General features: G+C 71.1%; 25 protein-coding genes and 1 riboswitch. Of the genes, 14 read left to right on the plus strand and 11 right to left on the minus strand.

All coding sequences use genetic code 11. The annotated features are described in order from the left end of the window. The first annotated feature begins 2 nt into the window (after positions 1-2). Genes B6R96_RS14210 through B6R96_RS14220 form a run of 3 tightly spaced genes read left to right on the plus strand, consistent with a single transcriptional unit; the run spans position 3 to position 3,030 of the window. Entirely contained in the window at positions 3-485 is a 483-nt protein-coding gene (locus B6R96_RS14210) for a succinate dehydrogenase hydrophobic membrane anchor subunit (RefSeq protein ID WP_030387543.1), read from the plus strand. 23 nt (positions 486-508) lie between these two features. Continuing rightward, the gene (gene sdhA / locus B6R96_RS14215) at positions 509-2,263 is read left to right on the plus strand and encodes a succinate dehydrogenase flavoprotein subunit (protein ID WP_081522636.1); all 1,755 of its coding nucleotides are present in this window, start codon (positions 509-511) and stop codon (positions 2,261-2,263) included. Further along, a complete protein-coding gene (locus tag B6R96_RS14220) occupies positions 2,263-3,030 on the plus strand; it encodes a succinate dehydrogenase iron-sulfur subunit (RefSeq protein ID WP_081522637.1) in 768 nt (255 codons plus the stop codon). The genes sdhA and B6R96_RS14220 overlap by 1 nt, the downstream gene beginning before the upstream one ends. A 75-nt stretch (positions 3,031-3,105) precedes the next feature. Here B6R96_RS14220 and B6R96_RS14225 read toward each other — a convergent pair whose 3' ends face one another. After that, a complete protein-coding gene (locus B6R96_RS14225) occupies positions 3,106-5,538 on the minus strand; it encodes a DUF4132 domain-containing protein (RefSeq protein ID WP_081522638.1) in 2,433 nt (810 codons plus the stop codon). Further along, positions 5,538-5,930, minus strand: a complete 393-nt coding sequence (locus B6R96_RS14230) for a hypothetical protein (RefSeq protein WP_081522639.1) — start codon at positions 5,928-5,930, stop codon at positions 5,538-5,540. The genes B6R96_RS14225 and B6R96_RS14230 overlap by 1 nt, the downstream gene beginning before the upstream one ends. A 252-nt stretch (positions 5,931-6,182) precedes the next feature. On the opposite strand from B6R96_RS14230, the gene B6R96_RS14235 reads away from it, so the two are divergent. From B6R96_RS14235 to B6R96_RS14255, 5 genes are all read left to right on the plus strand, one after another. Continuing rightward, a complete protein-coding gene (locus B6R96_RS14235) occupies positions 6,183-6,731 on the plus strand; it encodes a hypothetical protein (RefSeq protein WP_053171509.1) in 549 nt (182 codons plus the stop codon). A gap of 1,358 nt (positions 6,732-8,089) precedes the next feature. Beyond that, positions 8,090-8,848: an alpha/beta fold hydrolase gene (locus B6R96_RS14240; protein ID WP_081522640.1), complete on the plus strand. Its 759-nt coding sequence runs from the start codon at positions 8,090-8,092 to the stop codon at positions 8,846-8,848. A gap of 146 nt (positions 8,849-8,994) precedes the next feature. Further along, on the plus strand, positions 8,995-9,399 hold the full coding sequence (locus tag B6R96_RS14245) for a hypothetical protein (protein WP_052875437.1): 405 nt from the start codon (positions 8,995-8,997) through the stop codon (positions 9,397-9,399). An 86-nt stretch (positions 9,400-9,485) separates the two neighbouring features. Beyond that, positions 9,486-9,893, plus strand: a complete 408-nt coding sequence (locus tag B6R96_RS14250) for a thiol-disulfide oxidoreductase DCC family protein (protein ID WP_053704313.1) — start codon at positions 9,486-9,488, stop codon at positions 9,891-9,893. An 11-nt stretch (positions 9,894-9,904) separates the two neighbouring features. Next, positions 9,905-10,648, plus strand: coding sequence for a TetR family transcriptional regulator (locus B6R96_RS14255; protein ID WP_053704268.1), 744 nt, complete (start codon positions 9,905-9,907; stop codon positions 10,646-10,648). Between the two features lie 24 nt (positions 10,649-10,672). Here the strand turns inward: B6R96_RS14255 and B6R96_RS14260 are convergent, their stop codons facing one another. The 3 genes from B6R96_RS14260 to B6R96_RS14270 all read right to left on the minus strand — a co-directional run bounded on the left by B6R96_RS14260 (position 10,673) and on the right by B6R96_RS14270 (position 13,940). Continuing rightward, complete coding sequence (locus B6R96_RS14260; RefSeq protein WP_081522641.1) at positions 10,673-12,229, minus strand: ABC transporter substrate-binding protein; 1,557 nt, start codon at positions 12,227-12,229, stop codon at positions 10,673-10,675. Positions 12,230-12,351: 122 nt separating this feature from the next. Further along, complete coding sequence (locus tag B6R96_RS14265) at positions 12,352-13,662, minus strand: metallophosphoesterase (protein WP_443069892.1); 1,311 nt, start codon at positions 13,660-13,662, stop codon at positions 12,352-12,354. Then, positions 13,659-13,940, minus strand: a complete 282-nt coding sequence (locus B6R96_RS14270; RefSeq protein WP_030389170.1) for an SCO4848 family membrane protein — start codon at positions 13,938-13,940, stop codon at positions 13,659-13,661. Before B6R96_RS14270 ends, B6R96_RS14265 begins: the two co-directional genes overlap by 4 nt. Between B6R96_RS14270 and B6R96_RS14275 the strand changes: the two genes are divergently transcribed. The 4 genes from B6R96_RS14275 (at position 13,879) to B6R96_RS14290 (ending at position 17,206) form a co-directional block, all read left to right on the plus strand. Then, positions 13,879-15,303 carry a D-alanyl-D-alanine carboxypeptidase gene (locus tag B6R96_RS14275; protein ID WP_078972243.1) on the plus strand — a complete coding sequence of 475 codons (1,425 nt, stop codon included), beginning with the start codon at positions 13,879-13,881 and terminating at the stop codon, positions 15,301-15,303. The genes B6R96_RS14270 and B6R96_RS14275 overlap by 62 nt on opposite strands. 227 nt (positions 15,304-15,530) lie before the next feature. After that, a complete protein-coding gene (locus B6R96_RS14280) occupies positions 15,531-15,809 on the plus strand; it encodes a hypothetical protein (RefSeq protein WP_159396326.1) in 279 nt (92 codons plus the stop codon). Further along, positions 15,803-16,711 carry a hypothetical protein gene (locus B6R96_RS14285; RefSeq protein ID WP_081522643.1) on the plus strand — a complete coding sequence of 303 codons (909 nt, stop codon included), beginning with the start codon at positions 15,803-15,805 and terminating at the stop codon, positions 16,709-16,711. The genes B6R96_RS14280 and B6R96_RS14285 overlap by 7 nt, the downstream gene beginning before the upstream one ends. Positions 16,712-16,777: 66 nt before the next feature. Further along, complete coding sequence (locus tag B6R96_RS14290) at positions 16,778-17,206, plus strand: hypothetical protein (protein WP_081522644.1); 429 nt, start codon at positions 16,778-16,780, stop codon at positions 17,204-17,206. A gap of 64 nt (positions 17,207-17,270) precedes the next feature. Here the strand turns inward: B6R96_RS14290 and B6R96_RS14295 are convergent, their stop codons facing one another. The 4 genes from B6R96_RS14295 to glyA form a co-directional block, all read right to left on the minus strand. Further along, on the minus strand, positions 17,271-18,215 hold the full coding sequence (locus tag B6R96_RS14295) for a YihY/virulence factor BrkB family protein (protein WP_081522645.1): 945 nt from the start codon (positions 18,213-18,215) through the stop codon (positions 17,271-17,273). A gap of 190 nt (positions 18,216-18,405) precedes the next feature. Next, a complete protein-coding gene (locus B6R96_RS14300) occupies positions 18,406-19,005 on the minus strand; it encodes a 2'-5' RNA ligase family protein (RefSeq protein WP_081522646.1) in 600 nt (199 codons plus the stop codon). Between the two features lie 97 nt (positions 19,006-19,102). Next, positions 19,103-20,116, minus strand: a complete 1,014-nt coding sequence (gene trpS / locus B6R96_RS14305) for a tryptophan--tRNA ligase (RefSeq protein ID WP_030389164.1) — start codon at positions 20,114-20,116, stop codon at positions 19,103-19,105. A 137-nt stretch (positions 20,117-20,253) separates the two neighbouring features. After that, a complete protein-coding gene (gene glyA / locus B6R96_RS14310) occupies positions 20,254-21,522 on the minus strand; it encodes a serine hydroxymethyltransferase (protein WP_053704274.1) in 1,269 nt (422 codons plus the stop codon). Between the two features lie 34 nt (positions 21,523-21,556). Further along, positions 21,557-21,647, minus strand: a riboswitch (ZMP/ZTP riboswitch). 131 nt (positions 21,648-21,778) lie between these two features. Between glyA and rocD the strand changes: the two genes are divergently transcribed. After that, positions 21,779-22,984: an ornithine--oxo-acid transaminase gene (gene rocD / locus B6R96_RS14315; protein ID WP_030389162.1), complete on the plus strand. Its 1,206-nt coding sequence runs from the start codon at positions 21,779-21,781 to the stop codon at positions 22,982-22,984. A 67-nt stretch (positions 22,985-23,051) separates the two neighbouring features. On the opposite strand, the gene B6R96_RS14320 is transcribed toward rocD, so the two are convergent. Continuing rightward, complete coding sequence (locus B6R96_RS14320) at positions 23,052-24,254, minus strand: glutathionylspermidine synthase family protein (protein ID WP_081522647.1); 1,203 nt, start codon at positions 24,252-24,254, stop codon at positions 23,052-23,054. Positions 24,255-24,262: 8 nt separating this feature from the next. Continuing rightward, the gene (locus B6R96_RS14325) at positions 24,263-24,565 is read right to left on the minus strand and encodes a hypothetical protein (RefSeq protein ID WP_030389160.1); all 303 of its coding nucleotides are present in this window, start codon (positions 24,563-24,565) and stop codon (positions 24,263-24,265) included. 116 nt (positions 24,566-24,681) lie between these two features. Here B6R96_RS14325 and B6R96_RS14330 point away from each other — a divergent pair, with 116 nt between their 5' ends. After that, entirely contained in the window at positions 24,682-25,512 is an 831-nt protein-coding gene (locus tag B6R96_RS14330) for a hypothetical protein (protein WP_081522648.1), read from the plus strand. Positions 25,513-25,584: the final 72 nt, after the last annotated feature.

Here is a 25,584-nt window from a genome sequence, read left to right on the forward strand (position 1 = left end):
GCATGTCTTCTGACACTTCTTCCGCCAAGGCCATCGGCGACGTGGAGGGCGTTTCCCTCTACGACGCCGAGAACCCGGCGCCTTACATCGAGGCCCCGCGCAAGCGGACCGGCAAGACCCCGCGCTCGACCCGCGGCAACTTCGAGATGGTCGCGTGGCTCTTCATGCGCCTCTCGGGCATCGTGCTCGTCGTCCTGGTCATCGGCCACCTGCTGATCCAGCTGGTGCTCGACGGCGGCGTGTCCAAGATCGGTTTCGCCTTCGTGGCCGGCCGCTGGGCCTCCCCGTTCTGGCAGGTCTGGGACCTGCTGATGCTGTGGCTGGCCATGCTGCACGGCGCCAACGGTCTGCGTACCGTCATCAACGACTACGCGGAGCGCGCCAACACGCGGCTGTGGCTGAAGGGCCTGCTCTACACCGCCACGGTGTTCACCATCCTTCTGGGCACGCTGGTGATCTTCACCTTCGACCCGAACATCCGCTAGGCAACGGGGCTGAGGCGAAACCAATGAAGATCCACAAGTACGACACCGTCATCGTCGGCGCAGGTGGCGCAGGTATGCGCGCCGCCATCGAGTCGACGAAGCGCAGCCGCACCGCGGTGCTGACGAAGCTCTACCCGACCCGCTCCCACACGGGCGCCGCGCAGGGCGGCATGGCCGCCGCGCTGGCCAACGTGGAAGAGGACAACTGGGAGTGGCACACCTTCGACACGGTCAAGGGCGGTGACTACCTGGTCGACCAGGACGCCGCCGAGATCCTGGCGAAGGAGGCCATCGACGCGGTCCTCGACCTGGAGAAGATGGGCCTGCCGTTCAACCGCACCCCGGACGGCACCATCGACCAGCGCCGCTTCGGCGGCCACTCGCGCAACCACGGCGAGGCCCCGGTCCGCCGGTCCTGCTACGCCGCGGACCGCACCGGTCACATGATCCTCCAGACGCTCTACCAGAACTGCGTCAAGGAGGGCGTGGAGTTCTTCAACGAGTTCTACGTCCTGGACCAGCTCCTGGTCGAGGAGGACGGCGTCAAGAAGTCGGCCGGTGTGGTCGCGTACGAGCTCGCCACCGGCGAGATCCACGTGTTCCAGGCCAAGGCCGTCATCTACGCCTCCGGCGGCACCGGCAAGTTCTTCAAGGTGACCTCCAACGCGCACACCCTCACGGGTGACGGCCAGGCGGCCTGCTACCGCCGCGGCCTGCCGCTGGAGGACATGGAGTTCTTCCAGTTCCACCCGACGGGCATCTGGCGCATGGGCATCCTGCTGACGGAGGGCGCCCGCGGTGAGGGCGGCATCCTCCGCAACAAGGACGGCGAGCGCTTCATGGAGAAGTACGCGCCGGTCATGAAGGACCTCGCGTCCCGTGACGTCGTCTCGCGCTCCATCTACACCGAGATCCGTGAGGGCCGCGGCTGCGGTCCGGCCGGTGACCACGTGTACCTGGACCTGACGCACCTGCCGCCGGAGCAGCTCGACGCGAAGCTCCCGGACATCACCGAGTTCGCGCGCACCTACCTGGGCATCGAGCCGTACACGGACCCGATCCCGATCCAGCCCACCGCGCACTACGCCATGGGCGGCATCCCGACCAACGTCGAGGGTGAGGTCCTGGCGGACAACACCACCGTCGTCCCGGGCCTGTACGCGGCCGGCGAGGTCGCGTGCGTATCGGTGCACGGCGCGAACCGCCTGGGCACCAACTCGCTGCTGGACATCAACGTCTTCGGCAAGCGCTCCGGCATCGCCGCGGCCAAGTACTCGCAGGAGAACGACTACGTCGAGCTCCCCGAGAACCCGGCGCAGCAGGTGGCCGACCTCGTCGAGCGCCTGCGCAACTCCACGGGCAACGAGCGGGTCGCCGACCTGCGTCTGGAGCTCCAGGAGACGATGGACGCGTGCGTGATGGTGTTCCGTACGGAGCAGACCATCAAGACCGCGGTCGACAAGATCGCGGAGCTGCGCGAGCGCTACAAGAACGTGTCCGTCCAGGACAAGGGCAAGCGCTTCAACACGGACCTGCTGGAGGCCATCGAGCTGGGCAACCTGCTCGACCTGGCCGAGGTCATGGCCGTGTCCGCGCTGGCGCGCAAGGAGTCCCGCGGCGGTCACTACCGCGAGGACTACCCGAACCGCGACGACGTCAACTTCATGCGCCACACCATGGCGTACCGCGAGGTCGGCGATGACGGCAAGGACTCCGTCCGGCTGGACTACAAGCCTGTCGTCGTCACCCGCTACCAGCCGATGGAGCGTAAGTACTGATGGGCACCCCGACCCTGAGCAAGACGGACCAGATGGAGGCCGCGGCCGCGGCCTCGCCCTTCATCACGGTCACCTTCCGGATCCGCCGCTTCAACCCGGAGGTCTCCGACGAGTCCCAGTGGCAGGACTTCCAGGTCGAGATCGACCCGAAGGAGCGCGTGCTCGACGGTCTCCACAAGATCAAGTGGGACCTCGACGGCACGCTGACCTTCCGCCGCTCGTGCGCGCACGGCATCTGCGGCTCCGACGCGATGCGGATCAACGGCAAGAACAGGCTCGCCTGCAAGACGCTGATCAAGGACATCAACCCGGAGAAGCCGATCACCGTCGAGGCCATCAAGGGCCTCACGGTGATGAAGGACCTTGTCGTCGACATGGAGCCCTTCTTCCAGGCGTACCGCGACGTCATGCCGTTCCTCGTCACCAAGGGCAACGAGCCGACGCGCGAGCGTCTGCAGTCCGCCGAGGACCGCGAGCGCTTCGACGACACCACCAAGTGCATCCTGTGCGCCGCGTGCACGTCCTCGTGCCCGGTGTTCTGGAACGACGGCCAGTACTTCGGCCCGGCGGCGATCGTCAACGCGCACCGCTTCATCTTCGACTCGCGCGACGAGGCCGGCGAGCAGCGGCTGGAGATCCTGAACGACAAGGACGGCGTGTGGCGCTGCCGCACGACCTTCAACTGCACCGACGCGTGCCCGCGTGGCATCGAGGTCACGAAGGCCATCCAGGAAGTCAAGCGCGCACTGATCACGCGCCGTTTCTGACCTTCCGGTCCGTGTGCACGAGGGCCCCGTCCCCGGTTCGTCCGGGGGCGGGGCCCTCGCCGTTCCCCCACGGCATCAGCGCCGGATCTGGCTGGTGATCGTCGGGTCGGTGATCTCGGTGTCCTTCGCGAGGAGCATCGCCTTGGAGAGGATGACCGCGAGGGTGCGGTCCCCCTCGAAGGGCAGGTAGCCGGGGTCGGCGCCCGCGGTGCCCGCCGACCCGCCGGGCACGATGCACAGGTACTGGTCATTGGGCGTCATCAGGATGTTCCCCGAGCCCAAATGGATCCGGTACGTGCGCAGCTCACCCCGCACGTGCAGGAAACGGCCCTCGACGGTGCACCGGTCGGCGACGGCCAGCCGCGGCACCAGCCGCTCCAGCAGCACCCGCCGGGTCTCGGCGCTCTGGTTCAGCTCCCCGAAGCCGTACGAGGCCCAGTACTCGCGGAAGCGGCCCTCCGGCCCGCCGTCGGACCACGTCGGATCGTTGCCGACACTGGCCACGCCGACGAACAGGTCGACGTCCCGCAGCACCTCGCTCAGCACCAGCGCCGGTATCTCCGCGAGCGGCAGCGGGTCGACGGGCTCCCGGCCGGCCGGCAGCCCCATCGTGTACTCGCCGCCGTACGTGCTCGCCTCGTTGTGCGGGGCGTCGATCGGGTAGAAGCGCACCTGGTCGGTCCGCAGCCGCAGGTAGCTGCCCGACTCGGTGGTGTCGACCCCGTACGCGCTCCCCTCGCCCTCGATCCAGTACTCGGCGCGCAGCCCCCACCGCGGCAGCTCGCGGACGGCCGGCGGGGCGCAGTCGTCCACGCACAGGCGCAGCCTGTTGCGCCAGCCCCGGGCCGCGGCCAGCGAGTGGAACTGGTGCTGACGCAGGACGTGCGCGGCGAACCGGTTGGAGTACGTCCCCGTGTTCCGCTCGGCGTCCGTCAGCAGATACACCTCGCGGTGGGCCTGCTTGAAGGGCTGCGTCACCGCATTCCGCTCCAGCCACTCCCGCCAGGCGACCACCTCGGCCGGCTCCCTGCCGACCGGGTGCCACAGCTCGACGGCCGCCTCCTCCCCGGCGCTGCGGGCCAGGGGCTCGCCCGTCAGCGTGCGCAGCTGCCCGTCCGCGAAGCCGACGGCCGTACCGTCCACGGTCCAGATCAGCCGCCGGGCCAGGGTCCCGACCAGCGGATGGTCCAGGTACCGGGCACGCCACTGCCCGTACGCCCACCGCCGACGGGCCAGGAACTGGCCGTCCAGCCGCTCCGCCTGCGCGGACAGCGCCTTGTCGATGTCCTTGACCGCCGCCTTGAGCTCCTTCAGCTCCTCGGCGTGGTCCCGTCGCACGGTGGCGGGCACGCTCTTGACCGGCCGGCCCGCGGCGTTGTGCCAGCCGAGCACGGCCCGCGTCCCGCGCACCTCCAGCAGCGCGACGGCCTCGCCCAGGCGGAACCGGGCACGTCCCACCTCCGTCAACCCGTGCGCGGGCACCGCCAGTTCCTCTATCTCCTCACGGCTCATCCCCACGGCCGCGGCGCGTGCCTCCAGGGCCGCGTCGACGATCTTGGCGGTGCCCTTGAACGTCACCCGGGTTCCCAGTCGCGCCAGTTCGGCGAGGGCGGCCCCACCCTCCATGCGGGCCAGGGAGTTGACGGCCGCGTTGGCCACCTTCGGATTGCGCGGACCGACTCCGGCGACCTTGCGCAGCGCGCTCTCCACCAGCGCGCCGAGCGCGCGGACCGTACCGGCGTGCGGCGGCAGGAACGACAGCAGCCAGGTCAGTCCGCGCAGGGCGTTGGCGTTGAACGGGTCGAAGACGTTGTTGACGTCCGACTCGTACTCATTGGGCACCAGCTCGATGGTCCGGGGCCGCCCGACGAGGGCCAGCCAGCCGGTGACGGCCTCGCGCACCGCATCGCCGCCGAGGCCGTCGAGGAGCGCCCGGCCGCCCTTCTCCCACGCGGCGGACGGCTTGGCGGCCTTGGCGGTCAGCGCGTACGCGAGCAGATCCCGCCACCGCTCGTCCGCCATCGCCCGCTCCGCCCACTCCTCCCCCGCATTCAGCACCGGCCCGGTCAGCCGCGCGGCGAACTCGACCAGACCGGTGTCGCCGTACGCGTTCATCGCGCTGCGCCGGACGGTCGCGACGACGGCCGGGGAGAGCGGGCGCCCGGCGGCGACCTCGGCCTCGGCCAGGGCCTCGTACCGGTCGGCGTACCAGAACGTGTAGGAGCGGGAGACGGCCTCCAGCCGGGCGGCCCGCTCCTCCTCCAGCGGAAGGCCGTCCAGGCCCCGGCCGACGAGCACGATGAGGGTCAGCAGCTTCACCCGCACCGGCTCGGTGTGGGAGTCCCGCCCGTACTGCTCCGCGAACTCCTCGACCAGCCGGCGCCGGTCCTGCTCCGGCTGCGCCAGTATCCCGTCGAGCTGCGCCTGGAAGGCCGGATTGTGGCTCATGGAGTGCACGGCCTTGCGCAGGAGCGCCTTGGCCATCGTCTCGGTACTCTGCTCCGCCATCAGCCACCCACCAGGGCGACGAGCTTCAGGAAGGTGACCTCGACACCGAGCGGCAGGACGATCTCCTCGTCCAGCCCGACGACCTGACGGTCCCCCACCAGCACCAGGAAGCCGTTCCGCTCGAACGCCTTCAGCGCCAGCTCCGTCTGCTTCTCCGGGTCGATGCGGCGCGGCGTCCGCAGCGCGTACCCGTTCAGGGCGCGCTCGGCCCCCTCGGGCTGCACCAGCCCCTGGAAGACCTCCGGCCGCTTCGCGTGGTACTCCGCGACCTCCTGGAAGACCCGGCGCCGGATCAGCTCGCGCAGCGCGAGCCGCTCCTCGGCTATCTCGAGTACCCAGCCGTCACCACGGCCTCCGGCGGTCGTCTCGTCGACGAAGGTCACCATTCCCATGCAGTCGACAGTAGGGGCGACCACTGACAGCGGGCGGTACGGGCCGTACGGGCCTCCGGCGCCGTCCCCGTGGCGAGCGGCACCATGGTCCGGGTGGGCGGGACCGCGGCGCGGACGCCCACTCCCTCCTTCCGGCGGGCGGCGAACGGGAGTTGATGCGTACGCACATCACGGCTCCGGTGGGCGCGGCGCTCTGACCTGGCTTGGGGACCCGGGGTACAGGGTGGGAGTCCCTGTGGAAGGATCGTCGGCATGAGCGAGCAGCAGCCGAATCCGTACACGAGCGACCCCGCCGGCCAGGGCGGTCAGCCCGGCGTGCCCGGCCAGGGGGACTACAGGTGGGGCCCGGGCGAGGCCAGTTACGGTTACCCGCAGCCCTACCCCGCGGCCCCGGCCTACCAGCCGACCATCGGCGCCGGCATGGCGACCCCCGCCTACCCGATGGCCGCCCCGACCGGCGGAGCCGGCATGTCCCTGGGCGACATCACCATCGCCGGGGACCAGATCATCACCCCGTCGGGCAACATGCCGCTCAGGGGCGCGATGTGGAACGCGACCGACTTCTCGCGCACCGAGGAGAAGATCCCGCCGCACGCGATCGTGCTCGCGATCGTCTTCTTCCTCTTCTGCCTGCTCGGTCTGCTCTTCCTGCTGATGAAGCAGAAGACCACCACGGGCTACATCCAGGTCACGGTCGCCAGCGGCGGCCGCCACCACTCCACGATGATCCCGGCAGTGGACGCCTACACCTACCAGTGGGTGATGTCGCAGCTCAACCACGCCCGGTCGCTGAGCATGTAGAGGCGGGGTGGCTTCGGGGGGCGGGGTTTCGCTCGGGCGGCAGCCAGAGATGCGTATGGGGGTTTCCCGTCAGTCTCATCGTCTCTCCGTGTCGGGCCGGTCCCTCAAGGGCGCTCCCTTCGGTCGCGTCGCTTCGCGATGGCCTTCGGCCACCCTTGACCGACCGTCCCGCCCCGGACATACGAAGACTGCCGGGAAACCCCCAAAGGAACGGGCCGGGGGATCCTTTTCAGGGACGGGGTGGTCGGAGATGCGCGAGCAGGCCGGGCGCAGGCACGCCCCGAGGCGGGCCCACCCGAAGCCACCTCCCGGGCCGGGGGGCGCAGCAAATCGCTACGCGCTCCTCACCCCTCAGCGTCTCCAGCCCGTCCTGGGCTGAACATAGGCCGCCCACGACCGTTGGCTCTTCTCACGTCTCAGCGTCCGACGACCGCCTGGGACTGGGCATAAGCCGCCCACGACCCGCTGGCGCTCCTCGGCCACGCGTCCGGCGACCGTCTCGTGTCGTTGGGAGGGTCTGACGGCCGATCCTTCGGCTATTTCGTCGTGGATCCGGGTCAGCGCCGGACCGAGCCCACAAACAGGGGAACATACAGGGGCAATTGGGGCAAACTGTCGGCCTTTTGCGGCATCCACGTGCCCTGACCCGCATCCACGACGAAATAGCCGCTGTCCCACGCCTTTCCACCCCGGACAGGCGGCAGTCGCAGTCGTCGAGGAGCATCAACGGCCCGTGGGCGGCCTATGCCCAGCCCAAGGCGGTCTTCGGGCGCATGTCGAGCCTCGAACCGAGCTCGTGGGCGGCCTATGCCCAGCCCAAGGCGGTCGTCGGGCGCGTGATCGAGGAGCGCCAACGGTCTTGGGCGGCTTATGTTCAACCCAAGACGGGCTGGAGACGCTGAGAGATGAGGAGCGCGTAGCGATTGGCTGCGCTTCCCCCGACCCGGCAGGCCGCTCGGGATGGGCCCGCCTCGGGGGCGTGCCTGCGCCCGGCCTGCTTGGGCATCTCCGACGTCCCCGTCCCTGAAGGCTGGGACCGGCCCGTTCCTTTGGGGGTTTCCCGGCAGTCTTCGTATGTCCGGGGCGGGACGGTCGGTCAAGGGTTGAGCGCAGCGAAATCGCGAAGCGACGCGACCGAAGGGAGCGCCCTTGAGGGACCGGCCCGACACGGAGAGACGATGAGACTGACGGGAAACCCCCATACGCATCTCTGACTACCGGCCCAGTGGCTCCCGCCCACCAACGCCACCCCGCACCATCCGACCCCGCCCGGCCACACCCCCGCCCCCCGAAGCCCCCACCCCCGCCCCCGCAAAAAGGCGCTGGCGCGTACGCGTTGGCGCCGCGAGGATCAGCGGATGATCGTTTCTCATGATGTGGACGGGCCCGTCGATGGGCCCGTCGTTGTCCTGCTGCACTCCTCCGTGTGCGACCGGCGGATGTGGGAGCCGCAGTGGCGACCCCTGATCGAGGCCGGCTTCCGGGTGGTCCGGCCCGACTTCCGGACCTGCGGGGACTCCCCCGCCGGCACCGTCCCGTACAGCGATGCGGGTGACGTGCTGGACCTCCTGGACCACCTCGGCGCACCGCGCGCGGCCCTCGTCGGGAGCTCGTACGGCGGCCGGATCGCCCTGCAGATCGCCGCGCTGCATCCGGAGCGCGCCTCCTCGCTGCTCCTGCTCTGTCCCGCGCGGCCCGGCCACGAACCGAGTGCGGAGCTCCGCAAGTTCGGGGCGGCCGAGGACGTCTTCCTGGATGCGGGCGATCTGGCCGGCGCCGCCGAGTTCAATGCCCGCACCTGGCTCGGCCCGGACGCCGACGCCGACACGCACGCCCTCGTACGGGCCATGCAGCTGCGGAACTTCGAGAACGGACTGGCCGTCACCGAGAGCCACGAGCTGCCCGAGCCCGAGGTGGACCTGGCCGCGATCACCGCTGCGACGCTGGTCGTCGGTGGGGCGCACGACCTCCTGGACTTCCGCGACATCGCCGCCGAGCTGCCCGACGTGATCCCGGGCGCCGACCGCCTCGAACTGTCCTGGGCGGGCCACTTCCCCTCGCTGGAGCGCCCCGCGGAAACCACCCGTCTGATGCTGGAGTTCCTGGCGCGCCCCTGACCGTCACCCGAAGCCCCCGGGCGTGTCCGCACGCGGACTCCCGGGGGCTTCGCGCTGCCGTCGACGGTTCGCTTGAACTTGTTCAAAAAGAGGCCTACAGTCATCCCCGTCAGCAAGTTTGAACACGTTCAAGGGGGCTGGGGTTCATGGACCTCACCGTAGTCACGTACGTCATCTACCTGCTCATCAGCATCGCGCTCACCGTCTGGGTGGCCCGCACCCTCAGCCGTAACGGGCGCGTCTTCATCGGCGACGTCCTGCACGGCAACGAGAAGCTCGCGGACGCCGTCAACCAGCTCCTCGTGGTCGGCTTCTACCTCGTGAACATCGGCTTCGTGACCCTCTACCTCCGGTCGAGCGAGGAGATCGAAACCCCCCGCGCCCTCTTCGAGGCCCTCTCGGTCAAGCTCGGCGTCGTCCTGCTGGTGCTCGGGGTCATGCACCTCGGGAACGTGTGGGCGCTGAACAGGATGCGCCGCCGCGGGATCATGGAGCGCCAGCAGACCCCGCCCGTCGCCCCGCAGGGGTGGACCGCGCCGGTCGGGGCCTGAGAGTGTCGACCGACGCCGCCACGGCCACCACCACCAGCACCACCGCACCCCCGCCCCCGCCCCCGCCGGCGCCGGTATCCGCGCCCGTGCGGAGACTGACCGTCCTCTACGACGCCGCCTGCCCGCTCTGCGTGCACATCCGGCACTGGCTGCTCGCGCAGCGGTGGCTGGTCCCGCTCGCCCTGGTCCCCGCCGCCTCCTGGGAGGCGCAGCGCCGGTTCCCCCGCCTCGACCACGCGTCGACGCTGCGGGAGATCACCGTCATCGGGGACTCGGGGCAGATCTGGACGGGGACCGACGCCTTCATCGTCTGCCTGTGGGCGCTGGCCGAACACCGGCCGCGGGCGAACTGGCTGGCCACCGCCGCCGGGCGGCCCTTCGCCCGGGCGGCGATGTACACGGCCTCCGCCTGGCGGCAGGCCGTGCGTACCGAGGGTCACCCCGAGGCAGTGGAGGGACCGGCCTGTGACGACCAGTGCTCCGTCCCCCGATAGGCTCATCCACCGTGACTGATCAGAAGGCTCCCAAGAGCGAGCAGACCCGCACGCTCATTCTCGAGACCGCGCTCCGCCTCTTCCAGGAGCGCGGCTTCGACAAGACGACGATGCGGGGTATCGCGAAGGAGGCCGGCGTCTCGGTCGGCAACGCCTACTACTACTTCGAGTCGAAGGAACACCTGGTCCAGGGGTTCTACGACCGGATCGGCGCCGCCCACCAGGCGGCGGTGCGGCCCATTCTGGACAGCGAGACCGATCTGCAGAAGCGGCTCGCGGGCGTACTGACGAGCTGGCTGGACATCGCCGCCCCGTACCACGAGTTCGCCTCGCAGTTCTTCAAGAACGCGGCGGACCCCGAGAGCCCGCTCAGCCCGTTCTCGCCGGAATCGGAGCCGGCGCGTCAGGCCGCGATCGACATCCACCGCGAGGTGCTGGCGGGCGCGAAGACCAAGGTGCCGGCCGAGCTGGCCGACGTACTGCCGGAGCTGATGTGGCTCTCGCAGATGGGCCTGGTCCTGTACTGGGTCTTCGACCGCTCCCCGAACAGCGAGAAGACGCGCGGGCTCGCCGAGCGCGGTGCGCAGCTGACGACGCGGGGCATCGTCCTGGCCCGGTTCCGGGTGCTGCGGCCGCTGGTGCGGGAGGTGCACGAGCTGTTCGCGGACTTCCTGCCGGGCATGGCGCAGACGGCCACCGCGGGGGCCCGGCGCAAGGCCTCGGCCCCGGACCCGGACCCGGACTCCGCCACCTGATCCGGTCTGATCGGCCAGAAACCCCTACAGCCAGTCGAGCTGCCACAGGCGCCAGACGCCGGTGCCGTCGGAGAGGAACTGGGCTCCGGTGACGTCCTCGCGGGACATCACGTAGTCCTTCTTCTGCCAGATCGGCACCATCGGCGCCTGCTGGGCGACCAGCTTCTGGAGGTCACGGAAGTCGGAGGCCGCGTCGGACCGTTCCGAGTGGGACTGGGTGCGGGTGATGAGTTCGTCGACGCGCTTGTCCAAGAAGCCGTTGTTCATGGACGAGTCGGCGCCGACGAGCGGGGCGAGGAAGTTGTCGGCGTCCGGGAAGTCGGCGATCCAGCCGATGGTGTAGGCGTCGAACTCGCCGGCCGCGTAGGCCTTCTGGAAGTCGCTCCACTGCTCGACGGGCTTGATCGTCACCTGGAAGAGCCCGGTGGATTCCAGCTGCCGCTTGAGCTCCTCGGCCTCGGGCATGTTCGCGCCGCGCACGTTCACGCCGAGGCCCAGGTGGACGGGGGCGGTGATGCCGGCGTCCTTGAAGAGCTTCTTGGCGGTGGCTCCGTTGGGCGTCGGGTAGGCGTCGAAGAAGGGCGTGCTGTGTCCGGCGATGCCTGCCGGGACCAGGGAGTACAGCGGGGTGACGGTGCCCAGGTGGACCTCGGCGGCCACCTTGGGGCGGTCGAGCACGGCGGCGACGGCCTGCCGGACGGCGAGCGGGGCGGCGGTGGAGCCGGGGCGGACGTTGAAGACGACGGAACGGATCTCGCTGCCGCCGGACGCCTGGTAGCGGGTGTCCTTCATGCCGGGGTTGAGGCCGGCGAGCACGGTGGGCGGCATGTCCCGGTGGGCGACCTCGATCTTGTGGGCCTTCCAGGCCTGGTCGAGCTGCTGCGAGTCCTTGAAGTACTTGACGGTGACGGGCGTGTGGGCGGGCTTGCCCTGGCCCTTGTAGGAGCCGTTGGGCTTGAGCTCGACGCTGGTGCCGGCCTTGTACCCGGCCAGTGTGTACGGGCCGGAGCCGTCGGCCCTGCCGTCCTCGCGCAGGGCCTTCGCCGGGTACTTGTCCTTGTCGACGATCGAGGCCGCACCCGTCGCGATCTTGAAGGGGAAGGTGGCGTCGCCGGCGGAGAGGTTGAAGGTGACCGTGCGCCCTTCGGCCTTGACCGACTCCAGGGTGTTGAAGAGGGGGGCCGGACCCTGGTCGGAGTTGATGGCCTTGATCCGGTCGAAGGAGTGCTTGACGTCCTCGGCGGTGATGGTGCGGCCGCCGGTGAACTTCAGGTCGGAGCGGAGCTCGCACCGGTAGGTGGTGAGCTTCTGGCCGACGAAGCCGCAGGAGGCGGCGGCGTCCGGTACGGGGGCGTCGGAGCCGGGCTTGATGGTCAGCAGCGACTGGTAGATGTTGCTGAACAGGGCCCAGGAGCCCGCGTCGTACGCCCCGGCGGGGTCCAGCGAGGAGACGACGTCACTCGTACCGACCCGGACGGCTCCGCGGCCGTTGCCGTCCTCGGGCAGCAACTGCCAGGCGCCGACACCGGCCACGCCGAGGACCAGCCCGGCCGCGATTACCTTCGAGCGGACAGACCGCATCCCCTGAACCCCACCCCATGACCCGGTGACAGCGACGTGCTGTCCGATTAACGGTCATCCCATCACGGAATATTGGCGTCCGGAAGGTCGGTCGGAGAGGGCGCTGCGACGCGTGGGGAGGGTCAGGCCTGAAACGAGGCGAGTTCGACGACGGTGATGTCGGACGGCGCGCCCACCCGGACCGGCGGCCCCCAGGCCCCGGCTCCGCGGGACACGTAGAGCTGGGTGTCGCCGTAGCGCTCCAGCCCGGCGACGGTGGGGTTGGCGAGCTCGGCGAGGTAGTTGCCGGGCCAGAGCTGGCCGCCGTGGGTGTGGCCGGACAGCTGGAGGTCGACGCCGTGGCGGACGGCGTCATGGATGACGACGGGCTGGTGCGCGAGGAGTACGGCGGCCCGCGCGCGGTCCCGGTCACCGAGGGCCGCGCCGAAGTCGGGGCCCTTCCCCTCCCGCTCGCCCTGGATGTCGTTGACCCCGGCGAGGTCGAAGTGCGCCAGCTCGCGGCGGGCGTTCTCCAGCGGGGTCAGCCCCAGCTCGCGGACGTGGTCGATCCACTGCTGGGCCCCGGAGAAGTACTCGTGGTTGCCGGTCACGAAGTACGAGCCGTGGCGGGCGGCGAGCCGGCGCAGCGGCTCCGCGGCGTGCCCGAGGTCGGGGACGCTGCCGTCGACGAGGTCGCCGACGATGGCGATGAGGTCGGGCTGGGTGCGGTTGACGGTGTCGACGATGCGCTGGGTGTGGGCGCGGCCGAGCACCGGGCCGAGGTGGACGTCGCTGACGACGGCGATCCGGAAGCCGTGCGCGGCGCGCGGCAATTTGGCGAGGGGGACCTGGACCCGCTTCACGCGCGGCCCGCGCAGGACCCCGTGGGCCCCGGCGCCGACCGTCCCGACGGCCACGGCGGCGGCCGCCCCGCCGACCGTCCGGGCGACGAACCGGCGGCGGGTGAGGCCCCCACCGGTGCCGGACTGCTCGGCGGTGGCGGACTGCTCCTCGGTGGTGGGCTGCTCCTCGGTGGTGGGCAGCTCGGCGGTGACGGTGGCGGCCGAGGAGGCCCCGGCGGTCGGCACCTCCACGGGCCGGGGCGCGTCGACTTCCGCCCCGGAGGGATCGCGGTGGGCCAGACGGCGGAGCAACAGCGCGCGGATCGGCTCCGCGACCAGCATCGTCAGGGTCAGGTACAGGAGTACCGCGAGCCAGAGGTACCCGGGCCAGGCGACCGTCTGCTGGAGCCAGAACGGCGCGCCGGCGCGGCCCGTGGTCAGCGCGGCCACAGAGAGGAGGGGCAGGGCGATGGTCAAGGCCGTGCCGATGCGCCGGGGCAGCCGGCCGGGGGCCGTGGTGTCGCGGACCAGGCGGATCCAGAGCCAGCGGTGCACCAGGACGAGCAGGGCGCAGACGGCCAGTGCGACGAGGGCGAAGATCAGGATCGTCATGACCGGACATCCGTTCCGGCGTCGGCGCGGTCCGCACGTGATTCACGACGCAGGGCCCGGACTCCGCGCAACCCGATCACACCGACCACCGTCCCCAGGAGAAAGGACGACACCGCGAGCGTCAGGTGCACCCAGAAGTAGGAAGTGGGATCGCCTGCCGCATCGAAGGCAAGACCACTGCCGTTCTTCCACAGGTTCCGGACGAAAGACACCCAGATGAACCAGCTCCACACTCCGAACGCGAGCAGGAACCAGGAGGCGGTACGGCTGAGTCTCATGGCTTCAGTATCGGATTCGTCCCCAGGACGGACGCGCCGGGGTGGGCTGTCCCGGGGGTGGTTGCCGCGAATGGGCCGGTCCGCGAAGCCATCCAGCTCATCGGGAGGTACTTTCACCTGCGTGTCTGCCAAGACGACCGCGCTGACGGTCCTATCCGCCGCGTTGCTGGTCCCCACCGTGCTGGTGGCTCCCGCACACGCCGCGCCGAGCCCCCCGGCCGACGGAAAGGGCCGGCCTGCCAAGGCCCCGGCGGCGCCCGCGCCGCCCGTCACGATGTCCACGGTCGGCGGGTCGCTGCTCGGCCAGCCGGGGACCCAGGTGAACCTGCTGCCGGGCGCGCCCCAGCTCCCGGCGAACCTGACCGGCCGGTCGTGGATCGTGGCGGACGCCGAGTCCGGCGAGGTGCTGGCCTCGCACAACGCGCACTGGCGGCTGCCCCCGGCCTCGACCATGAAGATGCTCTTCGCGGACACCGTGCTGCCGAGCCTGCCCAAGGACCAGGTCCACCGGGTCACCGACGCGGACATGGAGGGCGTGGGCCAGGGCAGCAGCCTGGTCGGCGTGAAGGAGGACCACGAGTACTCCGTCCACGACCTGTGGCTGGGGGTCTTCCTGCGGTCGGGGAACGACGCCGTGCACGTGCTGGCGGCCATGAACGGCGGCGTCGAGAAGACCGTCAAGGACATGCAGGCCCACGCCGAGGAGTTGCAGGCCCTCGACACGCACGTGGTGTCCCCGGACGGGTACGACGCGCCGGAGCAGGTGTCGAGCGCCTACGACCTGACGCTGATCGCCCGCTCCGGACTGCAGAAGCAGGACTTCAGGGAGTACTGCGGCACGGTGAGCGCGAAGTTCCCCGGCCTCCAGGAGGTGGGGAAGCCGCGCGACTACTTCGAGATCCAGAACACCAACCGGCTGATGACCGGCGCGGGCGGCATCTCCCCCTACAAGGGCATCGCCGGGGTGAAGAACGGCAACACCACCATGGCCGGCTCCACCTTCACCGGCGCCGCGCAGCAGGGCGCCAGGAAGCTGCTGGTCACGGTGATGAACCCGGACGCGGGCGGTGCGAATTCGGTCTACGAGGAGACCGCCGCGCTCTTCGACTGGGGTTTCTCGGCGGCCGGCAAGGTCAAGCCGGTGGGTGAGCTGGTGCCGCCGAAGAGCGAGGACACCTCCTCGCACGGCTCGCCGGCCCAGTCGCACGAGAACAACTCGGCGGCCGGCAAGGGTGCGGGTGGCGGTGCGGGCACCGCGCTGGGCGTGGCGGGTGGCGCGCTGGCCGTGCTGGCGGGCGGTGCGTTCGTGGTCAACCGTCGCTGGCCCCGCGGTCGCCGCAGTCGGGGCGAGGAGCTGATCTGAGTCCGCTCGCCCGCCGAGCCGCCCCCCTCTCGCCGTCACCACCGCCCCCGGGCCGCACCAGCGGCCGGGGGCGGTCGTGTGCCGTGGCGCGGTGGGTCCCGGACGGCCGGACGGCCTAGCCGGGTTCGCGGGCCCGCGCCACCTATCAACTCACAGGTTCTGCACAGGACTTCGGCACGGTTTGCTCATTCCCGTCGGCAAGGAGCCTTCGGGAAGGGGGTCCTCCCATGCGGAGGAGATGGTCGGCCGTCGTCATGGTGGCCGCCGAGCAGAGCAACGTCATCCGCACGGGGGTCGGGTCGACGCTGGCGCACGGCGGGCCGGCCGGGCAGCGCCGCACCGCTGCGGCGGGTGGGCACGGCACGTACACCGCGCCGGGGATGTCCGCCGGACGGTGGGTGTCGGCGGTGCGGGTGGAGGCCCGCGCCGGCACCCGGGCGGAGGCCCACGCCGGCACCCCGACGGGCACGGCCGCCCCGACCGGCGGTGTGAGGACCCCGTGCTGAGCTCCGCCCGGCGGGGCTGGATCGGCGCCTCCCTCGTGGCCTGCGGCGCACTGCTCGCGGTGGCGGCCTGGACCGGTGTCCCGGAGGGCGACACCGGGGAACGGGCCCCGGCGCGCGCGGTGGACGCCGCCGAGCTGGACCTGCTGCACCGGGCCGGAGAACTCCTCGTCCAGGACTGCATGCGGGCGCGGGGATTCTCGTACTGGCCGGTCCCGCGCGTGCCGCACCCGGACTTCCGGGACTTCCCGTACGGGGTGGACGACGTGGACTGGGCCCGTGGCCACGGCTTCGGGCGCGCTATCGAGCGGCAGCTGGACGAGCAGGCGGCCTCGGGCCCGGCCGGGCAGTACGCACGCGGCCTCTCCGACGGGCAGCGGGACGCCATGGGCGCGGCCCTCCTGGGGCCGGAGCCGACGGGGCTGGAGGTCGAGAGCCCGCTCGGCGGCACCCTGAGCCACAGCGACCGCGGCTGCGTCACCGAGTCCTGGCGGACTCTCTACGGGGACGTGAAGGCCTGGTACCGCTCCAGTGAGACGGCGAACCAGCTGGCCGCGGTGCGCACCGGCCGGGTCAACCAGGACCCCGCTTTCGGGAAGGCCCTGGCGGCCTGGAGCGCATGTGTGGCGGGGCGCGGATTCCCGGCCGGGCACCCGGTCCGCCAGCGCGAGGAACAGCTGGCGCGGACCGGCCCGCAGGCCGAGGCGCAGGACGTGCCGATGGCGGTCGCCCAGGCCGAGTGCGCCCGCTCGACCGGATTCGCCGACACCGCGCAGGAACTGCACGAACGCCTCTCGGACAGGATCCGCGCCGAGAACCGGGCCGCCTTCGACGCCATGCGGCGGATGCAGGTGGCGGCCCTGCCCACAGCTCGCGATGTGGTCGCCCGGCATTCCGGGGGCTGACATCGCGTACCGCCGACCGGCGGTGAACCACGCACGGTACAACCGGTACAACTGGGAGGGAACCCCATGAACAGGCTCAGGACGCTCCTCGCTGGTCTCGCGATCGCCGGTGCGGCGGTGGTGGCCGTTCCGACCGCGGCCCAGGCCGACGGCGGCTGTGGCTCCGGCAACTTCTGCGCGTATTCGGACGACGCCAACTACCTCTACCAGGAGGGCGGCAACTCGTCCTCGTGGCCGGGCCAGGTCAAGAACAAGGTCGACTGGGTCCGCAACTCCGGCGTCGCCGTCGGCCGCCACCACGTCAACATCTACTGGGGTGACAACAACTCCGGGGCGTACGCCTGCATCGGCTACGGCACGGAGTGGAACCTGCGCAACAACGCGAACACCTTCAACTGGACGCGCAACGGTGACAACCGCGGGGTGGGCGAGAAGGTCCACGACAACGCCGCCTCGCACCGCTGGGTGTACGGCTGCGGCAACGGCACCTGGTAGCAGCCCCCTTCAGCGGTACTCCCGTGGCGCACCGGGCCCCACACCGGTGCGCCACCGGCGCCGTTCAGGCGGCGGGTGAGGGGGAGGGGGACGGGGTCGCCGGGGCCGCGGGGGCGGCCGGCGGGTCCTCGGCGCCGTCGCCGTCCTCGTCGCCGTCCTCGTCGTCGCGGGTGGCCGTCCAGGAGGCGACGAACAGCAGCAGTTTCGCCGTGAAGTTGATCCACAGCAGCAGGGCGATCGGCACACCGAAGGCCCCGTACATGCTCTTTGCGGCGACCTCCCGCATATAGCCGCTGAGCAGCAGTTTCAGCAGTTCGAAGCCGGCCGCGCCGATCAGGGCCGCCTGGATCAGCCGGCCGCGCGGCGGTTCGACGCCCGGGAGCAGGGTCAGTACGTAGAGCAGCAGCAGGAAGGCGGCCACGACGCCGACGAGGAAGGCGAAGGTGCGCAGCAGTGCGCCGCCCGCGCCGTCGCGCGGGATGCCGAGCCAGTCGGCGGACTTGCCGACCGCGCTGGATCCGAGGATGGAGGCGGCGGCGGAGGCCAGGCCGACCCCGCCGAGGCCGAGGAGGACGAGCGTGTCCTTGCCCTTGCGGGCGACGGGGTTCCCGTCGTCCTCGTCGTCCTTCTCCCAGACCGCGCGCAGGCAGTCCCGCATGGAGCCGACCCAGCCGATGCCGGTGAACAGCAGGAGGGCGCCGGCGACGAGGCCGACCGTTGCCGCGTTGGCGACGAGTCCCTCGATGTTGAGCTGGTCGGAGATGCCGGGTACCTGTTCGGAGAGGTTCTTCTCCAGCCGGTCGAGCTGCTGCGGGCTGAGCAGCGCCGCGCCGACCGCGGCGGCGACGGTGATCAGCGGGAAGAGCGCGAGGAAGCTGATGAAGGTGATCGCGGCGGCGAGGCGGGTCCAGTGCACCCGGTCGAGGCGCTCGTAGGAACGCCACGCGTGCGTCTGCATCAGACGGGACGCGAGCGGCCCGATCACCGGGAGTTTCGTCAGCCAGTCCATGGGGTCACCGTAATTCAGCTGCCGGAAATAGCCGGGATTGTCGGTTCCGGCCGCTACGGTCGTCGATTGTGACTTTTCCCGATACGCGCCCCACGGGTCGCCCGTTCCACACCCTGGTCCTGCGAAGGCTGAGATTCCGCGCCCGGCGCATCGCCCGGCTTCCCCTGCCCCTGGCCCTGCGCCCGCTGCGTCAGGATCCGGCGGCGCCGGCCGCCCCGGCCGCCTGGTCGGCGGGTGAGCCCGCCTGCGCCGGGACGCAGGTCGGACCGGTCCCGAACGGGTACTCGCACAGCTTGCGCCAGACCCCGTCCGAGCCCTGCTCGTAGAGCGCGAAGCCCTCGCAGATCCACTCGGCGGCGTACTCGGCGAGGGTCGTGAACGCCAGGTCCATCGCCTCCTCGGAGATCCCGTGGGCGACCGTGACGTGCGGGTGGTACGGGAACGCCAGCTCGCGGCTGAGCGGCCCGCCGGTGTCGCGGACCTCGCTCTGGAGGCGGTTGCAGCCGCCGGCCCCGTCGACGATCTTGACGAAGACGACCGGCGAGACGGGACGGAAGGTCCCCGTGCCGCCCAGCCTCATCCGGAAGGACCGGAAGGCGGCGGCGACCTCGGCCAGGTGGGCCCTGATCGCGGGGAGGCGGTCCGCCTCCACCTCGGTCGGCGGGACGAGGGTGACATGCGTGGGGATGCCGTGCGCGGCGGCGTCCCCGAAGCCCGCGCGCAGCTCCTGGAGCTGGCTGCCGTACGGCTCCGGGACCGCGATCGAAACGCCGAGCGTTACGGTCCCCACGTATCTCTCCTCCGCTTGTCGCTGTGGACTGCTGCCGCCCCAGTGTGGCGGCAGCACCCCCGTTCGTGCCAGGGCTCTCTGTCCGTAGTTGCGTTCGTCAGTGCTTGGCGGGCAGCAGACCGAGGCGGTCGTAGGCCTGCGCGAGGGTCTCCGCGGCGACCGCACGGGCCTTCTCCGCGCCCTTGGCCAGAAGGGAATCCAGCGTCTCGGGGTCGTCGAGGTACTCCTGGGTGCGCTGCTTGAAAGGTGTGACGAAATCGACCATCACACCGGCCAGGTCGGTCTTCAGCGCGCCGTATCCCTTGCCCTCGTACTTCGCCTCCAGCTCGGGGATCGTCTCGCCCGTGAGGGTGGAGTAGATCGTGAGCAGGTTGCTGACGCCGGGCTTCTTCTCGGAGTCGAAGCGGATCTCCGAGCCGGTGTCGGTGACCGCGCTCTTGATCTTCTTCTCGGTGACCTTGGGCTCGTCGAGGAGGTTGATCAGGCCCTTGGGGGACGACGCGGACTTCGACATCTTGATCGCCGGGTCCTGGAGGTCGTAGATCTTCGCGACCTCCTTGACGATGTGCGCGGCGGGCAGGGTGAAGGTCCGGCCGTAGCGCTGGTTGAAGCGCTCCGCCAGGTCGCGGGTCAGCTCGATGTGCTGGCGCTGGTCCTCGCCGACGGGGACCGCGTTCGCCTGGTACAGCAGGATGTCGGCGACCTGGAGGATCGGGTACGTGAACAGGCCGACGCTGGCGCTGTTGACGCCGCCCTTGGCGGACTTGTCCTTGAACTGGGTCATGCGGCTGGCCTCACCGAAACCGGTGATGCAGTTCATGACCCAGCCGAGCTGCGCGTGCTCGGGCACGTGGCTCTGGACGAAGAGCGTGCAGCGCTCGGGGTCCAGGCCGGCGGCGAGCAGCTGGGCGGCGGACAGCCGGGTGTTCGCGCGCAGGTCCTTCGGATCCTGCGGCATGGTGATCGCGTGCAGGTCGACCACCATGTAGAAGGCGTCGTGCGTCTCCTGCAGGGCGACGTACTGGCGGATGGCTCCGAGGTAGTTCCCGAGGTGGAACGAGCCGGAGGTGGGCTGGATGCCGGAGAGCGCGCGAGGACGATCAGAAGCCATGGCTTCATTCTCTCAGGTGCGGGGAGGGGCCCGTGCCCGCCGCAGGCCCGATCCCGCCCCGGCCGAGCGGCCGGTTTCCGCCGGTCCGCTCCGGGGGCGGCGCTCCGGGGGCGGCGCCCCCGGAGCGGTGCCGCGGGCTACGCGAGCGGCAGGCCCGGGGCCGGGAAGGCGGCCATCAGGTCCGTGACCTCCGCGCGGATCGCGGCGAGGGCCTGCTCGTCCCCCTTCGCGGCGGCGTCGACGGCGCGCGAGATCCAGTCGGCCACCACCGGCATGTGCTCGGTGGACAGGCCGCGGGACGTCAGCGACGGCGTGCCGATCCGCACCCCCGAGGGGTCGAACGGCTTGCGCGGGTCGAACGGCACCGTGTTGTAGTTCACGACGATGCCCGCCCGGTCCAGGGCCTTGGCGGCGATCTTGCCCGGTACGTCCTTGCCGGTCAGGTCGATCAGGATCAGGTGGTTGTCCGTACCGCCCGAGACCAGGTCGAAGCCCTTCTGCAGCAGCGCCGCGGCCAGCGCCTTGGCGTTGGCGACGACCGCGTGCGCGTACGAGACGAACGACGGCTGCGCGGCCTCGTGCAGCGCCACCGCGATACCGGCCGTCGTCTGGTTGTGCGGGCCGCCCTGGAGGCCCGGGAAGACCGCCTTGTCGATGGCCTTCGCGTGCTCCTCCCGGCACATCAGCATCGCGCCCCGCGGACCGCGCAGGGTCTTGTGGGTGGTGGTCGAGATGACGTCGACGTGGTCCGCCGGGGACGGGTGCGCGCCGCCCGCGATCAGGCCGGCGATGTGCGCCACGTCCGCGACCAGGATCGAGCCCGCCTCGCGCGCGATCTCGGCGAAGGCGGCGAAGTCGATGGTCCTCGGCAGGGCGGTGCCGCCGCAGAAGATCAGCTTGGGCCGCTCGGCGAGGGCCAGGTCGCGCACCGCGTCGTAGTCGATCAGGCCGGTGTCCGCGCGGACGCCGTACTGGACGCCCCGGAACCAGGAACCGGTCGCCGAGACGCCCCAGCCGTGCGTCAGGTGCCCGCCCATCGGCAGGGCCATGCCCATCACGGTGTCGCCGGGCTTCGCGAAGGCCAGGTACACGGCCAGGTTGGCGGGCGAGCCGGAGTACGGCTGCACGTTGGCGTGGTCCACGCCGAACAGGCCCTTGGCCCGCTCGACGGCCAGCGCCTCGACGCGGTCGATGTTCTGCTGGCCCTCGTAGTAGCGGCGGCCCGGGTAGCCCTCGCTGTACTTGTTCTGCAGCACGGTGCCGGAGGCTTCGAGGACGGCCGCGGACACGTAGTTCTCGCTGGGGATCAGGCGCAGGGTCTGCGCCTGCAGTACTTCTTCCGCCGCGACGAACGAGGCCAGCTCGGGGTCGGCGGCGAACAGGGCGGGATGGCGGCTCGCGGACATGGCGGGCTCCTCCGGGGTCGATGTGATCGGTACCCCGCGAGGCCCAGGCGAGCGGCCCTGTATGCGGTCGAGCGCGCACGACTCCCCCGGAGTTGGTTCTCCGTACGCCAGTCGCCGTGCGTACCCGACACCTTAGCGGGCGCGCCGGAAGAGAGGTTTCTGCGTCCGGTATTCGAGCGACGATAAGAAGGTGACGCCACCCTCGTCACCGCTTCACCCGGCGCTTCACCCCGCCGGACGGACGATCGGAGACCCCGTGTCGACAACTGCTGATGCCATCCGCTCCGCAGACGCGCACAGCGCGCACAATTACCATCCGCTGCCCCTGGTCGTCGCGTCCGCGGAAGGCGCCTGGATGACCGATGTCGAGGGCCGCAGATACCTCGACATGCTCGCCGGGTACTCGGCCCTCAACTTCGGGCACGGCAACCGCCGTCTGATCGACGCCGCCCGTGCCCAGCTGGAACGGGTCACGCTCACCTCGCGCGCCTTCCACCACGACCGCTTCGCCGAGTTCTGTACCGAGCTGGCCGCACTGTGCGGCAAGGAGATGGTGCTCCCCATGAACACGGGGGCGGAGGCCGTGGAGACGGCGGTGAAGACCGCCCGCAAGTGGGGCTACGAGGTCAAGGGCGTCCCGGACGGGCACGCCAAGATCGTGGTCGCCGCCGACAACTTCCACGGGCGGACCACGACCGTCGTCTCCTTCTCCACGGACCACGACGCCCGCGACCACTTCGGGCCGTACACGCCGGGCTTCGAGATCGTCCCGTACGGGGACCTCACCGCGCTGGCGCACGCCGTCACCGAGAACACGGTGGCCGTGCTGCTGGAGCCGATCCAGGGCGAGGCGGGGGTGCTGGTGCCGCCCGCCGGGTACCTGCGCGGCGTAAGGGAGCTGACCCGCGAGCGGAACGTCCTGTTCATGGCGGACGAGATCCAGTCGGGGCTGGGGCGGACGGGCCGGACCTTCGCGTGCGAGCACGAGGGCGTCGTCCCGGACGTGTACATCCTCGGCAAGGCGCTCGGCGGCGGCGTGGTGCCGGTGTCGGCCGTCGTCGCCGACCGGGACGTGCTGGGGGTGTTCCGGCCCGGTCAGCACGGGTCCACCTTCGGCGGGAACCCGCTCGCCTGCGCCGTCGCCCTGGAGGTGATCGCGATGCTCCGGACCGGAGAGTTCCAGGGCCGCGCCACCGAGCTGGGCGAGCACCTGCACCGTGAGCTGAACCTGCTGGTCGGCGGGGGCGCGGTGACCGCCGTACGCGGCCGCGGGCTGTGGGCGGGCGTCGACATCGACCCGTCGCGGGGCACGGGCCGGGAGATCTCCGAGAAGCTGATGGAGCTCGGGGTGCTCGTGAAGGACACCCACGGGTCGACGATCCGGATCGCCCCGCCGCTGGTGATCAGCAAGGAGGACCTGGACTGGGGCCTGTCCCAGCTCCGGTCGGTGCTCGGCGCGTAGGACGTCCCCGATCCGGGTCCGCACCGGGGCCCGGATCGATCGGGCCCCGGATCGGGATCGGGATCGGCTAGAGGATGACGTGGGGCAGGAAGCGGGCGTACTCGTCCGTGACCGGCCCCGCCGATTCGCGGATGCCGAGCCCCGCCGCCTCGTCCTCGACGACCCACGCGCCGAGCACCACCCGGTTGCCGTCGAAGTCGGGCAGCGGGGCCAGGCCCTGGAAGCAGTACCGCTCCCCCTCCTCCGGTACGAAGGGCTCGCCGCCCCCGCCCGCCTCGTGGAGGGTGACCCCCGCGCCCTCACGGCCGAGGAGCGGCTTGGCCACGTAGCCGGTGGAGCCGGGCTCGGCCAGTTCGCGCGGGCCGTCGAGGTAGGCGGGCAGCAGGTTGGGGTGCTCCGGGAAGAGCTCCCACAGGATCGCGAGCAGCGCCTTGTTGGACAGCAGCATCTTCCACAGGGGCTCGATCCAGCAGGTGGTGCCGGAGCCGCCGCCGTGGTCGTACGTGCCGAGCACCTGCGGGCCGAAGGTGTCCGTCGCCAGCCACTCCCACGGGTAGAGCTTGAAGCAGGAGCGGATGAAGCGGAGCTTCTCGTCCACGAACCGCCCGGACAGGCTGTCCCAGCCGATCTGCTCGACGGAGAGCGCCTGGGTGTCCAGGCCGGCCTGCTCGGCGGTCTCCTGGAGGTAGGCGACCGTCATCAGGTCCTCGCCCAGCTCGTCGGTCTCGGAGTGCGCGAAGTGCAGCGGGCCGGGCGGGAGCAGCTCGGCCTGGCGCCGCCAGGCGTCGACGAGGCGCTCGTGGAGCGAGTTCCACTGGTCGGCGCCCGGGAAGCGCTCCTCCATCCAGAACCACTGGGGGCTGGCGGCCTCCACGAGGGAGGTGGGGGTGTCGGCGTTGTACTCCAGCATCTTGGCCGGGCTGCCGGTGCCGTCGTAGCGCAGGTCGAAACGGCCGTAGAGGGAGGGCTGTTCGGCGCGGCGCCGCCAGGACTCGGCGATCAGCGCGGCCAGCTTCGGGTCGGTGATGCCGAGGTCGTCGAAGCGGTCGTGCTCGACGATGTGCGCGGCCGCGGCGAGGCACATGGCGTGCAGCTCCTCGACGACGTTCTCCAGGGCCTCGACCTCGGGGAGCGAGAAGGAGTAGTACGCGCTCTCGTCCCAGTAGGGCCGCAGGGAGTCATCGGGGTAGCGGGTGAGGGGGTAGATCACCCCCTGCTCCTCGACCGTCTTCTGCCAGCCGGGGCGGGGCTCGATGGTGTGCCGCTCCATGATGGCGGTCAGCCGCCGCTGGAGCCGGAGCTCTTGTGGCCGCCGATGCCGCCGCGGGTGACGGCGGACTTGTCGAAGCTGCCGCCGGAGACCTTGCCGGCGCTGACGTTGCCGCCGTAGTAGTAGGCGCCGGTGCCGCCGCTCTTGCACTCCTTGTTGTTCAGGTGCTGCAAGGTGGAGCGGGAGGCACAGCGCTTGTCCGGTTCGTCGCTGCTGCCGCAGGCCACGAGCGTGGCCGCGAGCAGGCCCATTCCGCCGAGTGCGACCGCGCCGGAGCGCATCCGGCGCTGATTGGTGCTGCTGTTGTCCATGTCTGCTGCTCCCCCTGGGGCCTCGCGTGCTGCCGACAGACTAGAGCGGGGCCCCCGGCCGATGGAATCCGGCCGCCGTGAGATCCGTGACCTAGAGTCAGTTCGTGCTTATTGGGATGATTTGCGCGCTCGGTGCGGCGGTCTGCTTCGGTACGGCGTCGGTTCTGCAGGCGGTCGCGGCGCGGTCGGCGGAGCCGGGCACGGGGTCCGGAGTGGACACGGCGCTGTTCCTGCGGTCCGTGCGGCAGTGGCGCTACCTGGCGGGCCTCGGCCTGGACGGGGTCGGTTTCGTGCTCCAGATCATCGCGCTGCGGCACGTCCCGATCTACGCGGTGGGGGCCGCGCTGGCGGCCAGCCTGGCGGTGACGGCGGTGGTCGCGGCGCGGCTGCTGAAGGTGCGGCTGTCCCGGACCGAGTGGGGCGCGGTGGCGGTGGTGTGCGCGGGGCTGGTGATGCTCGGGCTCGCTGCCGGGGAGGAGGGCACGGGGACCGGATCGCTGGCGCTGAAGCTGGGGCTGCTGGCGGTGGCGGGGCTGGTGCTGCTGGTCGGCGTGGTCGCGGGACGGTTGCCGGACGGGCCGCGGGCGCTGGTGCTCGGTTTGGCGGCGGGGACCGGCTTCGGGGTGGTGGAGGTCTCGGTCCGGCTGATCGACTCGCCCTGGGACCTGCGCAACCCCGCCCTGTACGCCCTCCTGCTGGGCGGAGGCGCGGCCTTCCTGCTCCTCACCTCGGCGCTGGCGCGCGGCTCGGTGACGGTGGCGACGGCGGGCCTGGTGCTCGGCGAGACCGTCGGCCCGGCGGTGGTGGGCGTGGCCTGGCTCGGCGACAGCACCCGCGAGGGCCTGGCCTGGCTGGCGGTGACGGGCTTCGCGGTGGCGGTGGCCGGTTCCCTGGCCCTGGCCCGCTTCGGCGAACCCCCGGCCACCCCGGCCGACCCCGCCGACTGAACGGCGCCGACCGCCCCGCCGCACGTTTCAGCCCCGCCGGCGTTTGAGGCGACCTCTCTCAGCCCCGCCGGC

It is taken from the genome of Streptomyces sp. Sge12 (assembly GCF_002080455.1).
Classification (GTDB): Bacteria; Actinomycetota; Actinomycetes; order Streptomycetales; family Streptomycetaceae; genus Streptomyces.